Raw genomic sequence first — 12,813 nt, forward strand, 5'->3', positions numbered from 1 at the left:
AAGAGCTTAAAAAGTGCTATGGATCAAAAAAGAAGTGCGAACCCCATGTTAACGGTTCGCACTTCTTTTATTCTACTTTACAGTCATTTCTTATTGTTGTACTTCAGGTTTATCCGAAGTTAATTCAATTTCAGCTAGTGAATCATAGCTACCACCATAAGAAATATCATAATTTTTGATACGTTTGTTTACAGCTTGAACTTCATAACGGTAAAGACTTGGAATGACAGGTGCTTGGTCGATCATCAACTGCTGCCATTGATTGTAAATATCTTTACGATACGCCATATCAAATGATTTAGCAGATGCACCTTCTGTTAATAACTTGTCATTCTCTGCACTTACGAAGCGAGAGTAGTTAAATGAAGCTTTACTACCATACAATCCAGCAGGGTTAATATCTGTACCTGTTCCCCATGCTGCGCCATACACATCGATGTCTGGATCATCTTTTTCAATACGATCGTAGAAAGAGTTAAATTCTTGTAGACGACCATCTAGCAATTGAACATTCAGACCTACATCTTTCCAATTTTGCAAATAGAACTGAGCACGAGCTTCTGAGATAGTGTCTCCACTCATAGCTGCATAGTTAATTGTTAATTTGTTACCTTTAGGATCTTCACGCAATCCGTCGCCATCTTTATCTACATAACCTGCTTGATCCAGCAATTGTTTTGCTTTCTCAGGATCATAGTTATATCCTTTGATGCTATCATCATGATATTGCGCAAATGCAGGAATAATCAATGAAGTAGCAGGAGTACGAAGTCCATGATACAACTGTGTACCTACTTGTTCGTTATTCAAAGCATAACCCATCGCTTGACGCAATTCTTTATTCGCCATCTTAGCATCTGGATTCATAATGCTTTCGCCTTTAGCTTTATCAAATTTACCTAGTTTGAAACCAATATAATCATAAGACAATTCTTGTCTACCTAAGAATTCAACATTCGTCGGAACATTTTTACCATCATACAAACTGTTTGGGAATGAAGCTAAATCAATATCGCCTTTTTTCAACGATTCAATTACTACATTAGGATTCACTACTTTTAGATTAACACCGGCTAATTTAGGTGCACCGTGGAAGTAATCTTTATTTGCTTCAAATTGTACAGACTCACCTGTAACCATCGCTTTGATTTTGTACGGGCCATAACCGATAGGGTTTTTACGTACAGGATCAGAAGAAGACATATCTGCTACCGGAATATCTCCAAATACTTTTTTCTCTAAAGGATAAGACCATAAACCTGATTTTACAGAAGGATCTGCTTCTTTAAAGTCAATTTGTACTTCTTTATCATTTACGATTTTGATACCTGAGATTGTTTTTGCTTTACCTGCATGGTAATCTTCCATACCAACAATATTCATAAAGCTAGTATCATAACGTACACCATCATAGTCTTTGTTACCAATCACTTCAAAAGCAAAAGCATAATCTTCTGCTGTTACAGGATTGCCATCAGACCAGTTTAATTTGTCATCAATTTTGACATTAACTGTTTTGTTGTCGTTAGAGAAGCTAATGTTAGCAGCTCCGCCATCTTTTACATCAAAGTTCTCATCAGTAGCAAAGAAAGACGGATAGAAGAATTGAATAACTTCAAAATCCGGGTTACCACTGTAGAAAATAGGATTCAAAATACCTTCAAACGGAGTATCGGAAATCAAACCATAATTCATCGTTCCACCTTCAATTGCAGCAGCTGTGTTTGTTGCTGCTTTTGGAAACTTACCAGACTCTTTAACACTTTCATTGGTTGCTGGTGCATCTTGAGCTGTTGGTGTTGACTTTCCGCTTGTACAAGCAGATAACACCAATACAAATGCAATGAACAAAATAGATACGATTTTTTTCTTTGTATTTCCCAACATAAATTTTCCTCCTTTTGATGATCGTACTGTAAATTTATTATCCTAATCGCTGTCTAGCATCTGTCGCACGCTTGAGGGCTTGACCGACAAAGTTAATCGCTAGAATAAGAACCAAAATCAGCAGCGATGCTGGTAACCACATCCACCAATAGTTTTGCAAAATATCAGGGTCTGTTGCATTACTTACAATCGTCCCTAGACTTGGTGTACTTTGAGGTAATCCAAATCCGAGGAAAGATAGCCCTGTCTCAATCCCGATATTACCAGCAAGATTCAATGTCATATTTACGATAACGATTGAACTCAGGTTAGGAAGTATACCAAAAGCGATAATCTTCCAGTTTGGCGTACCTAATGTTTTGGAGGCTTGTACATAATCCAATTCTCGTTCAGCAAGTACTTTGGCTCGAATCAAACGAGCTTTACCTACCCAGAGAAAGGCAGTCATAATGAAAATAAATGACCATATATTATATTTAGGTACAATAGTTACAAATACGATAACTAACATTAAAAAAGGAAGAACAAGAATAAAATCGATAAAACGCATAATAATATTATCTACGATTCCACCAAAGAAACCTGCGATTAATCCTATGCTTAGACCAATAACAGCAGCAAAAATGGTAATTGCAAACGCAATCGTAATCGAATTACGTGCTCCGATCATCACTTGACCAAAAATATCACTACCTGCTCGATCTGTCCCTAACCAATGATCTGCACTAGGTGGAGCCTTGATGGAGGTCAAATCAACTTTGGTCACAGCTTCTTGATCAATAAAGAATATAGACCCATAAATAACAATCAAAAATAATGCTAAAAAGACTAAGGAAATCATCGCCATTTTATCTTTGATTAATTCTTTACCTAAAATCGACCAACTTGAAGGTGATTTTTGAATCGTTTCTTCAGGTGCAAATGTTTGAGCTCTCATTCCCATTACAGGCTTCCTCCGTTCTTATGTCTGATGGTACGTGCCAGATTGTATAATGTGCTTCAGCTTAGCCAATCCGAATACGTGGATCAACCCAACTTAAAATGATATCCGACAATAATGTACCGATAAGAGCAAGTAAGCCGGAAAGCATAACCAGTATGGTAACTACAGAATAATCACGTTGTGTAATGGATTGTAAAAATAACTGTCCTAGTCCTGGATATCCAAAAATAGATTCAATAAACAGATTACCTGCCAATACGCCTGTTAAGTCATAACCAAGAAAAGCAGCGATAGGAAGTAAAGAGTTACGCAAAATGTGTTTTGAATATACTTTAGACTCAGGCACCCCTTTAGAACGAGCTGTTTTCACAAAATCTTTCAATCTTGTATCAATCACTTCATTACGAAGGTATTGAATCGTTGCTGTTGTACTTACTAATGCCCCTGCTATTGCGGGCAAGATCAAATGATAAAACTTATTCGCATAGTACGAACCGGAACCTGGATCTATCCCTACATCTACACTACCACTTGTTGGGAACCATCCTAATTGGAATCCAAACACGAATAGTATTAATAGTGCAAATATAAATAGCGGTGTAGCAAAACTGAGATACGTATAACCTGTAATCGTTTTGTCTAATAATGAATTCTGATAGCGACCACTCAAAATCCCCAGTGGAATCGAAATCAAATACGTTAAAACCAGAATTGCAACACCAAGGTAAAAGGTATTCGCCAGACGACTGCCGATTAGATCAGCAACGCCAATTTTATGTACATATGACTTTCCCAGATCCCCTTGTACTAAATTTCCTACCCAACGTCCATATTGCTGCCATGCTGGATCATTTAGACCTAATTTTTCCCGTTGTTCTGCTAAGACTTGTGGACTCACATTCGGATTGGCTTGCATAGCACCCGTTAACGCATCGCCCGGCATTGCTTTAGCTAAGAGGAAGATCAGCACGCTCAGTACGAACAATTGGGGAATCATGATCAGAATGCGGCGAAGCGTAAATTTCCACATAATTTAATTTCCCCCCTATGGTAATGCGACTTGATGTGACGAGCTGATCGACTTCAATGCCAATGGCTTGCCCTCTGGGTCTAAGAGATTATTAAGATCTTGTTGATATGAAGATAAAATATGTTGACGTGCCTGTGTACTCGCTTGGCGCTGACCTGGATCAATATTCGGAATCGCTGAAATCAATCGCTTGGTATACACATGTTGTGGATTCTCATAAATATCTTCTGTATTCCCCTGTTCTACCAGACGACCACGATACATAATCCCGATCTCATCACACATATGACGCACAATCCCTAGATCATGACTGATAAATAAGTAGGTTAGATTAAATTCTTTCTGGATTTCTTTCATAAAGTTAAGCACTTGTGCTTGCACCGATACATCCAGAGCAGATACCGGTTCATCTGCAATAATCAGCTTCGGATTCAACGTCAATGCTCTGGCGATACCGATCCGCTGACGCTGTCCACCTGAAAATTCATGCGGATACTTAAAAGCTGCTTCTGGATTCAAACCTACTTTTTCAAGTAAATCTTGCACACGTCTACGTTCTTCTTCTTTGGTTAAATTTTCAAAATTACGTAGTGGTTCTGCAATAATATCCAGTACACGCTTTCTACCATTTAGCGAAGAATACGGATCTTGAAAAATCATTTGAATATCCCGGCGTAAGGAATGCTGATTTTTGTGAGCAATTTTGGTTAAATCTTGCCCTTCAAAGGTTACATTTCCTTCTGTTATTTTATTGAGTCCGATAATTGCGCGTCCTGTTGTTGTTTTGCCACATCCGGATTCACCGACAAGCCCGTAAGTTTTACCTGCTTCGATCTGAATCGATAAGCCATCTACTGCTTTGACATGACTGACAACACGCTGGAAAAAGCCACCACGAATCGGATAATGTACTTTTAGGTTATTGAGTTCCAGCAATGCCATTCAATACAATCTCCTTTCCATCTCCCACTTCATCTTCAAAATGAAAATTCTGATAGCATGTACAACGCACCCAATGTTGCGGAGCCACTTCATTCAGCTCAGGATGCTCTGCATGATGCGTCTGTGGAATCCAAGGAATACGTTCTGAGAAGCGACAGGAACCGCGAGGGATATTCTGTAATGAAGGTACACGACCTTCAATCACATGTAAGCTCTCCTGCCCTACATTTGCTCCTGGCATTGAAGCCAATAGTGAGCGGGTATACGGATGTTTGGGATTGTTGAATAACTCGTTTACATCAGCAATTTCTACAATTTCGCCTGCATACATCACAACGACACGGTCTGCCATTTCAGCCACAACACCAAGATCATGCGTGATAAGAACAATACCGGCGTCATTTTCGGCTTGCAATTGCTTCAGTAAGTCCAAAATTTGAGATTGAATCGTTACATCTAGAGCTGTTGTTGGTTCATCAGCGATAATTAATGAAGGGCGACATGCAATGGCAATCGCTATCATAATCCGCTGTCTCATCCCACCAGATAACTCATGTGGATATTGGGCATACACCCTTTTTGGATCAACAATATTTACATTTTCCAATAATTCGATAACACGCTTTGTTTTTTCTTTTCGAGATAGCGACGTATGATAATCGAGATTTTCCTCGATTTGTTTGCCGATCGTCATCAAAGGATTCAACGCTGTTAATGGGTCCTGAAAAATCATTCCAATTTCGGAACCACGAATTTTGTTCATCTGTCCAGGTGACAATGTGTTCAAATCCTGCCCTTTAAAAAGCAGTTCACCTTCAATACGTGTGTTTTTGCTATCATGAAGTCGTGTCAGAGAAAGTGCCAAGGCACTTTTACCGCAACCCGATTCACCTACAATAGCCAAAACTTCGTTTTTGTTGATCGTTAAGTTCAGTTGATCGACAGCAGGGTAATACTCGTCTTTGATACGAAAAGCTACTGTCAGGTCTCTGATTTCCAATACCGATTCTGTGTTCAAATTTGGATTGCCTCCTCGCCTTCAATCTTTAACGCAATGTAAACATTTCTTATTAATTGTTATCATTTTATATTTATAATCTTCCAAAGGTCAATAAAATTTAACTTTTTTCCAAATTGGTGAAAAGAATTTAGCATAAAAGCTATCATAACGTGTGACGATATAGATAGCTTCTATGATTAAACTTATATTCTATTTTACTTTATTATCCATACCTAGCAAGGGGTTACGCAATTTATCACGTTTGGATATTTTTAGGTACTGACCCAATTCTCTGCATAATTGCAAGATAGCGGAACGCATTTCAAATTCTTCGCGTGTTGTCGGTAAATCCATATTTCGAAATTCTTCTTCCAATGCTAAAAGCAAATGTTCAGTTTTTCCAGTATAATACGGCGTTTTGACATCTCTGGATAATTGTTCGAACATTTCAGCAGCGGCATCGGCTTGAGGCATTTTACGATACACTTGAGCTACCAATTGCATCATATTCTGAATCGAATCCAAATGCTGTTTTCGCATATAAAAATAGACCGTCCATGACTCATCGGTATGCAACATCTGATTTTCCAATTCACGCTTCGATTCGGTCAGTCCTTGCTCTACTTTGGTGTAAGCTTCGATCACTTCTTTTCCGTCCCAAGCAAAAGAAGGGCTACGAAGCGTTTTGGCGATCTGCTCACACATTTGAGACAACAGCTCATTGACTTCGCTACGAATTGCATCTAAACGCTGATGAGGATTAGGCATATAGATCAGATTGACAATAGCCGCTGATCCTAGACCGATCAATAACAGTTCAATTTCTACTAACATCGTATGTGCTGTTAAAGTCGCTCCATTAAAAATATGCACGACTACCACAGAACTGGTAACAATACCTGCACTAAACCCAGCCCGTGTAATCAAAGGAAACGCCACTAAAATATATAAGGCAAATACCCAGTGATGAAATCCAAATAATGAAAATAAAACAAAAGCACAAATCATTCCGATCAACGAAGCAAAAAATCGCGCTGAAATCGTTTTGAGACTTCGTTTACGTGTAACATCGACTCCCAGTATAGCTAATAACGCCGCCGACATTGCACTTGGAACTCCTAAAGTGCTGGCTGCAACTACTGCTAATAATGCCGCAATAGCCGTTTTGATCACGCGAAAACCCATGCGTCTTTCTCTCCCTACTCCACTTCTTTTTCTCTATCTGTATTTTGTAATCTAATTTACTCTTTTGAGTATAGCTTTTATCCTACTTGATTTACCGGTATTCGACAATATCATATTCGTCTGTTATTAGATAAAAGAATAGCAAAACAAAAAGCTTTCATCGGCTTAGACTACTCGCAGATGAAAGCTTCTTGCTACATTAATTTGAAGTTTGTAAATGATAAATCTCGTTATATTTTTCTTCTAAATAGTCTGCAAGATAATCCGGGTTCAAATCTTCACCTGTAATCTGCTGAATCAATTCGGAAGGAGTACGGCTTTTACCATATTTATAAATTTTATCTGTTAGCCATTCTTTGATCGGCAATAGATTACCTTCAGCAATCCACTTTTCAAAGTCAGGCAGTTCTTTGCGCATGGTATGCGTCATTTGCGCTGCATACATATTACCGAGAGAATAGGAAGCGAAATATCCAAAGTCTCCACCTGACCAGTGTACATCTTGCAATACGCCTAGTGCATCATTAGGTGGTGTAATACCTAGATACTCCTGATATTTACTGTTCCATACTTTAGGCAAATCTTTCACATCTAGACCTTCGTTAAATAACATTTTTTCAATTTCATAACGAATAATGATATGAAGGTTGTATGTTAACTCGTCAGCTTCGATACGAATCAATGTATTTTCTACACGGTTTGCTGCACGATAGAACGTATCAAGTGATACTTCTTTAAGCTGTTCAGGGAACAACTGTTGCAGATCACTATAATAACGATCCCAGAATGAACGACTACGTCCTACTACATTTTCCCAGAAACGGGATTGAGATTCATGAATCCCCATCGATGTTCCTGTTGCTAATGGAGTGCCTGCTAGATCGTGTGAAATGTTTTGCTCGTACAATGCATGTCCGCCTTCATGAAGAGAACTGAAAATCGCACTCATCACATCTTCAGGCATATAATTTGTTGTAATCCGTACATCTCCTGGATTAAGACCTGTAGCAAAAGGATGCACACTTTCGTCTAAGCGTCCTGCATCAAAATCAAAACCCATTTCTTTAAGCAACAAATGTCCTATCTTTTCTTGTTGACCGATATCATACTGTTGCTTCAAAAAATCATTGTCGGGTTGATGTGCAGATTGCTTAATTTTTTCCAATAAAGGAACAAGACGTGCTTTCAATCGATCAAATACCACATCTAATTTGGCGACTGTCAAATCAGGCTCATACATATCGAGCAATGTATCATAACGTGTTTCTTTCACACCCCAGTAATCAATAAAATCACGTTTCATTGCTACAATCTCACTAAGTAATGGCTCAAAGCCTTTAAAATCATCATTATGTTTGGCTTCTTCCCATACCGTTTGTGCATGAGTCGTTAAGCTAGAATATTTTTGAATTTTTTCAGGTGGAATCTTCTCATTTAGTTCATACTCTTTACGAACATCTTGTACAATGCGTTTGTCATTGTCTTCTAATTGTTCAAATACATCTGGACGTGACAAGATTTCAATATACCCGCCCATTTCTTTCGATACAGACAGTTTGAAATGTTCTGTTGCTAGTACACCAATCGTATCTGCACGTAGCTCTGCACCTTTACGTGGGGCTCCTGTACGCAAGTCCCATCCCATCAATGCGAGTGCTTCACCATAACTGCTAATTTTGCGAACCAATTGCCGGAATTGCGTCAACGTATCTTGTACATATTGTTCCATAATAGGGTTCACCTCTCTGCTTACATACACAACACTTGGGCTATGACATGTAATATTGTTATTTTTGTAAAAAGACACCTCTTGATGATACGTTCTTCTAGACGTATAATCAATGGTACACAATTAAATATTATAGACATCATTCATCAGATTGTGCTATACACTTTGATTTATGAGTCTATAAGAATACATTTAACCATTTTTGCTCATATCATAATACCTGTAACTTCTAAGGAGTGAATCGTAATGGTAAAAGTAAATGTAACCCCTCAAGCAGAACAGTATTTAGCACGCAAAATAGGAGATAACAAAGCTGTTATTCGAATTTTCGTAGATAATGAAGATTGCGGATGTACAGGTGGTATCCCGGCACTTCGTTTAATTGATGAGCCTGGCAAACGAGATACCGTTATCGAAAGCAATGTACTAACACTCACCATGCATCAAAGTGGTGAATCGTATTACGATGATGAATTGACATTATCAACCGATGATGCAGGTTCTTCACTCAGACTCAGCAGTGCTTCTCAGTACTATAGTAGAAGTATTCGCGTTCTTGATGGACGCAAAGCATTAGCCTAATTTTTTATTATGAATCCGTAAGATGAGCAGGAGGATAATCAATGAATTCGATTACAACTATTATGCAACACAATCAGGAGTTCGTGACAAGTAAAGAGTATGAAGCGTATCTTTCCAGTCCTTTTCCTGAGAAAAAGTTGGTCATTTTGACGTGCATGGATACCCGTTTGACTGAATTATTGCCTAAAGCAATGAATATTCGTAACGGTGATGCCAAAATTCTAAAAAACGCAGGTGCTATTATTTCACAACCATTCGGTAGTGTAATGCGTAGTATTCTTGTGGCTATTTACGAATTAAAAGCAGAAGAAGTGATCGTAGTTGGTCATCATGGATGTGGTATGGCTTCACTGAACTCAGATCATATGATTGAGAAAATCCATGAACGCGGAATTGCGCCAGAAGTACTGACTACACTCGAAAATTCAGGGATTAAACTTAAAAGATGGCTGCAAGGTTTTGATAACGAAAAAGAAGGCGTTATGCGTAGCGTAGACATTATCAAAAACCATCCTTTACTTCCTGCTAGCGTTCCTGTACACGGCATGATTATTGATCCAGCAACAGGACAATTAGAGCTACTTGTCAATGGTTATGATCAGGTTGAAGTCCCTTCTAACTCTTAATTTTCAACCGATTATTCGCTTCAAAATACAGCATAAAAGGCTGTAGATATATCAGACGTGGAGGTCACTGATCCACGTCTTTTTGCTATTTATTTTTATTGAAATGAACAAAATATCGCTTCATTTCAAAATTTGAACATTCTTTGTCTATCTTTTTTATATTTCAATAACTTTATATAAAATCGCTATGAGCTTCCTTGCGAAAGCATACAGTTGTAGTGTACACTTTATCTTAAATCGGCCAAATGGCTGTTTTAAAAGATAGGAGAGAATGCCCTATGAACACGCTATCTTATGGTTTACTTGCCTTGCTTGCACGCAATAATTCGTCAGGTTACGACTTGATGCTCAAGATTCAACCGTTTTGGCAAGCAAAACATAGTCAAATTTATCCATTGTTATCACGCATGGAAGAACAACATCTGTTATCCGCAGAATGGATTCAACAAACAGACAAGCCAGACAAAAAGATTTACGCGATTACCCCTCTAGGAGAGCAACGTCTCAAAGAGTGGATGCAACTTCCTGCGGGTGAACCTGTTAGTCGTGATGAGTTGGTTCTCAAAGCATTTTGCTTATGGACAACCGATCGCGAAAACGCTATCTCTTTGTTTAGTACACGATCTATTTATTACCAAGAACGTATTCATTACTTTGAGCAAGCGATTCACAAAATGCCTGAAGAAGTACGTCAATTCGGTACACGCGATTTTGGATTGTATATTTTGCGTCAAAAAGCATTGGCAACAGCTAAAGCGAATTTGGAATGGACAACATGGGTGATCGACATGCTCAAAAATTCCACAACAACAGAAAGTTCCTCACAACCTCAACACCAATGAACAGTTTATACGAAGCCAATGGTTCAAAATAAAGAGAATCAATATTAAAACATTTTGAAACCTAATAATAAGTGCTTCGTATAATAATTATACTGTCATTGAAGACAACTACTAGGAGGATCATGAACACAATGAAAAAAATGCTGATGGTTTTTGTAGCATTCACATTATTCTTCACCTTATTTAGCGGATTTGCTAATGATGCAGATGCAAGACGTGGTGGTGGATTCAAATCTTCACCGAAGTCTTACACAACAACACCTAAAAAATCAACAGATAGCAATAGCAGTACAATGAACAGCACGAACCGTAGTAAAAATACTACAGCCGGTTCAACAGCTAATCGTGGATTTTTCAGCGGTGGTAGCTTTTTCAAAGGATTAATGATTGGTGGTCTTGCCGGTATGTTATTCGGCGGAATGTTCGGTAATATGGGAATGTTCGGAGACTTGTTAGGATTAGTTATCAACTTATTTGCTATTTATATTCTATTTATAGCGGCTCGTGGTATTTACCGTATGATTCGTCAACGTAAAAAATCCGCTGATCCGTACAACAGACGTTAATGCCTATGCGACTCAGTATGGATGAAATCATTAACGCAGTGTGCTTGAATATCGCTGAACGCAAAGGACTCAAACCTACGGATGTAACGGTTCAACTTTCCTGGGAAGAAGACACGGGTTACACCGCAGAAGTGTGGACAGAAGGACGAAGCCAATATTTAGTCGAAAGTAATCTGAACGAAGCGATCTTACGTTATATGTTCAGTGAGTATAATGCACGTGTATTTAAAGAACAGGTAGAATTAGTTATCAACGATGACGAAGAAGAAATTCAAGCGATTATTCGCGATAACTAATCTCTACTCTATTCATTTAATGAAGAATACTTTCCAAAAGCTTGCGATATAGACTATCATTTAGTCGAATATCGTAAGCTTTTTTTGTATCCAATCATACGCATATCGTCCACTAATCTCATGCCCACCTTCAAATAAATCATATGCAAATTGTTCTTCTACATGATGCTGTAGATAGATCTGTTGTAACTGTGTTATCGCCTGCTCCACACCTTGTAAAGGAAAAATCGGGTCACTCTTTCCCCCTTCTACAAATAAAGGTCGTGGCGCGATCAGACCGATCCATTGAGGCAAGTCGGCATACACCGCCTGACCGGGAATATAATTACAGATACAGTGATGAATATGCAGAATACTGTCCTGATACGTATTGGTGAATCCTGTAAGTACTGTAGCACGTATCCGTTGATCAAGTACCGCTGTCAAATAAGCAATCAATGCTCCTCCTGAAAATCCCATAATCCCAATCCGCTCTGCATCCACTTCTGGCATTTCACTTAGAACATCTACTACTTTCAATATTTCATGTACTCTAAATCCAGCCAACGTCTTCCCCATTAATAACATTCGGCTCGATAAAGAATCACATGAATTAGCAACCTCTGCATTTCTAGCCATATCTTCAGCCAATCGTCTTTCTCCAAAACCAATCACATCAGGAGCTATAGTGATTAGCCCTCGGTTGACCAGTTGTACAGCATAATGTTGATGAATACCCGGTGTATTGAGATCAGCTTCTCCATTTGGCAATAGACCTACAATCTCACGGCTACCGTAGCCATGACCATGAATAGCAATCACTGCGGGTGCAGGTGTCGTTAGATGTTTGGGAATTAAGACATAAGCAGCAAATGAACTATAAGGAGAAGCGGACAATTCTATCCGCTTGCGAATATATGTACCACAATCAACGGTTTCCAAAAGCTTTACTTCATCACTATCATTTGATGGAAATATACCGATAAGCTGTTGCAATAATGTTCGTCCTTGAGATCGATCCTGTCCTTCTTCTGCAAAAGATAATGAATGTTGTGCCGCAGTATCTGTATATAACTGCTTTAACAGTGTATCTCCCTGCCAGTCGCCCATATTTCTCCTCCTATGCACACGTTATCATTTTGAGTTGTATATGCTCTCTTTTTCTATAACGACCTGATAATGCCTTTATTATATCGCTGGTTTATA

13 protein-coding genes are annotated in these 12,813 nt (G+C 38.6%); 5 read left to right on the forward strand and 8 right to left on the reverse strand.

Annotated features, from left to right (window positions below):
* Nucleotides 1–90: 90 nt before the first annotated feature.
* From opp4A to PTI45_RS02820, 7 genes are all read right to left on the reverse strand, one after another.
* Complete coding sequence (opp4A, locus tag PTI45_RS02790) at nucleotides 91–1,887, reverse strand: oligopeptide ABC transporter substrate-binding protein (RefSeq protein ID WP_069326012.1); 1,797 nt, start codon at nucleotides 1,885–1,887, stop codon at nucleotides 91–93.
* 37 nt (nucleotides 1,888–1,924) lie between these two features.
* Nucleotides 1,925–2,830 carry an ABC transporter permease gene (locus PTI45_RS02795; protein ID WP_137221511.1) on the reverse strand — a complete coding sequence of 302 codons (906 nt, stop codon included), beginning with the start codon at nucleotides 2,828–2,830 and terminating at the stop codon, nucleotides 1,925–1,927.
* A gap of 61 nt (nucleotides 2,831–2,891) precedes the next feature.
* Complete coding sequence (opp4B, locus tag PTI45_RS02800; protein ID WP_069326013.1) at nucleotides 2,892–3,860, reverse strand: oligopeptide ABC transporter permease; 969 nt, start codon at nucleotides 3,858–3,860, stop codon at nucleotides 2,892–2,894.
* Nucleotides 3,861–3,875: 15 nt separating this feature from the next.
* Nucleotides 3,876–4,802, reverse strand: coding sequence for an ABC transporter ATP-binding protein (locus PTI45_RS02805; RefSeq protein WP_069326014.1), 927 nt, complete (start codon nucleotides 4,800–4,802; stop codon nucleotides 3,876–3,878).
* Nucleotides 4,780–5,820: an ABC transporter ATP-binding protein gene (locus PTI45_RS02810; protein ID WP_069326015.1), complete on the reverse strand. Its 1,041-nt coding sequence runs from the start codon at nucleotides 5,818–5,820 to the stop codon at nucleotides 4,780–4,782. Before PTI45_RS02810 ends, PTI45_RS02805 begins: the two co-directional genes overlap by 23 nt.
* A gap of 192 nt (nucleotides 5,821–6,012) precedes the next feature.
* Entirely contained in the window at nucleotides 6,013–6,987 is a 975-nt protein-coding gene (locus tag PTI45_RS02815) for an aromatic acid exporter family protein (RefSeq protein ID WP_069326016.1), read from the reverse strand.
* 199 nt (nucleotides 6,988–7,186) lie between these two features.
* Entirely contained in the window at nucleotides 7,187–8,716 is a 1,530-nt protein-coding gene (locus tag PTI45_RS02820; protein WP_069326017.1) for a carboxypeptidase M32, read from the reverse strand.
* 246 nt (nucleotides 8,717–8,962) lie between these two features.
* Here PTI45_RS02820 and PTI45_RS02825 point away from each other — a divergent pair, with 246 nt between their 5' ends.
* From PTI45_RS02825 to PTI45_RS02845, 5 genes are all read left to right on the forward strand, one after another.
* Entirely contained in the window at nucleotides 8,963–9,298 is a 336-nt protein-coding gene (locus PTI45_RS02825) for an iron-sulfur cluster biosynthesis family protein (protein ID WP_069326018.1), read from the forward strand.
* Nucleotides 9,299–9,339: 41 nt separating this feature from the next.
* Nucleotides 9,340–9,924: a beta-class carbonic anhydrase gene (locus tag PTI45_RS02830; RefSeq protein WP_069326019.1), complete on the forward strand. Its 585-nt coding sequence runs from the start codon at nucleotides 9,340–9,342 to the stop codon at nucleotides 9,922–9,924.
* 278 nt (nucleotides 9,925–10,202) lie between these two features.
* The gene (locus PTI45_RS02835) at nucleotides 10,203–10,766 is read left to right on the forward strand and encodes a PadR family transcriptional regulator (RefSeq protein ID WP_069326020.1); all 564 of its coding nucleotides are present in this window, start codon (nucleotides 10,203–10,205) and stop codon (nucleotides 10,764–10,766) included.
* Between the two features lie 131 nt (nucleotides 10,767–10,897).
* Nucleotides 10,898–11,332 carry a hypothetical protein gene (locus PTI45_RS02840; protein ID WP_069326021.1) on the forward strand — a complete coding sequence of 145 codons (435 nt, stop codon included), beginning with the start codon at nucleotides 10,898–10,900 and terminating at the stop codon, nucleotides 11,330–11,332.
* 5 nt (nucleotides 11,333–11,337) lie between these two features.
* Entirely contained in the window at nucleotides 11,338–11,628 is a 291-nt protein-coding gene (locus tag PTI45_RS02845; protein ID WP_069326047.1) for a YxcD family protein, read from the forward strand.
* Nucleotides 11,629–11,688: 60 nt separating this feature from the next.
* Here the strand turns inward: PTI45_RS02845 and PTI45_RS02850 are convergent, their stop codons facing one another.
* Nucleotides 11,689–12,717, reverse strand: coding sequence for a dienelactone hydrolase family protein (locus PTI45_RS02850; protein WP_069326022.1), 1,029 nt, complete (start codon nucleotides 12,715–12,717; stop codon nucleotides 11,689–11,691).
* Nucleotides 12,718–12,813 lie beyond the last annotated feature (96 nt).

Source organism: Paenibacillus nuruki, assembly GCF_001721045.1.
Taxonomy (GTDB): Bacteria; Bacillota; Bacilli; order Paenibacillales; family Paenibacillaceae; genus Saccharibacillus; species Saccharibacillus nuruki.

What these genes read in the sequence shown, in the direction of transcription:
- opp4B (WP_069326013.1), bottom strand. Translation starts at nt 3,860, where the DNA reads ATGTGGAAATTTACGCTTCGCCGCATTCTGATCATGATTCCCCAATTG.
- PTI45_RS02815 (WP_069326016.1), bottom strand. Translation starts at nt 6,987, where the DNA reads ATGGGTTTTCGCGTGATCAAAACGGCTATTGCGGCATTATTAGCAGTA.
- PTI45_RS02825 (WP_069326018.1), top strand. Translation starts at nt 8,963, where the DNA reads ATGGTAAAAGTAAATGTAACCCCTCAAGCAGAACAGTATTTAGCACGC.
- PTI45_RS02795 (WP_137221511.1), bottom strand. Translation starts at nt 2,830, where the DNA reads ATGGGAATGAGAGCTCAAACATTTGCACCTGAAGAAACGATTCAAAAA.
- PTI45_RS02830 (WP_069326019.1), top strand. Translation starts at nt 9,340, where the DNA reads ATGAATTCGATTACAACTATTATGCAACACAATCAGGAGTTCGTGACA.
- PTI45_RS02820 (WP_069326017.1), bottom strand. Translation starts at nt 8,716, where the DNA reads ATGGAACAATATGTACAAGATACGTTGACGCAATTCCGGCAATTGGTT.
- PTI45_RS02850 (WP_069326022.1), bottom strand. Translation starts at nt 12,717, where the DNA reads ATGGGCGACTGGCAGGGAGATACACTGTTAAAGCAGTTATATACAGAT.
- PTI45_RS02845 (WP_069326047.1), top strand. Translation starts at nt 11,338, where the DNA reads ATGCGACTCAGTATGGATGAAATCATTAACGCAGTGTGCTTGAATATC.
- opp4A (WP_069326012.1), bottom strand. Translation starts at nt 1,887, where the DNA reads ATGTTGGGAAATACAAAGAAAAAAATCGTATCTATTTTGTTCATTGCA.
- PTI45_RS02805 (WP_069326014.1), bottom strand. Translation starts at nt 4,802, where the DNA reads ATGGCATTGCTGGAACTCAATAACCTAAAAGTACATTATCCGATTCGT.
- PTI45_RS02835 (WP_069326020.1), top strand. Translation starts at nt 10,203, where the DNA reads ATGAACACGCTATCTTATGGTTTACTTGCCTTGCTTGCACGCAATAAT.
- PTI45_RS02840 (WP_069326021.1), top strand. Translation starts at nt 10,898, where the DNA reads ATGAAAAAAATGCTGATGGTTTTTGTAGCATTCACATTATTCTTCACC.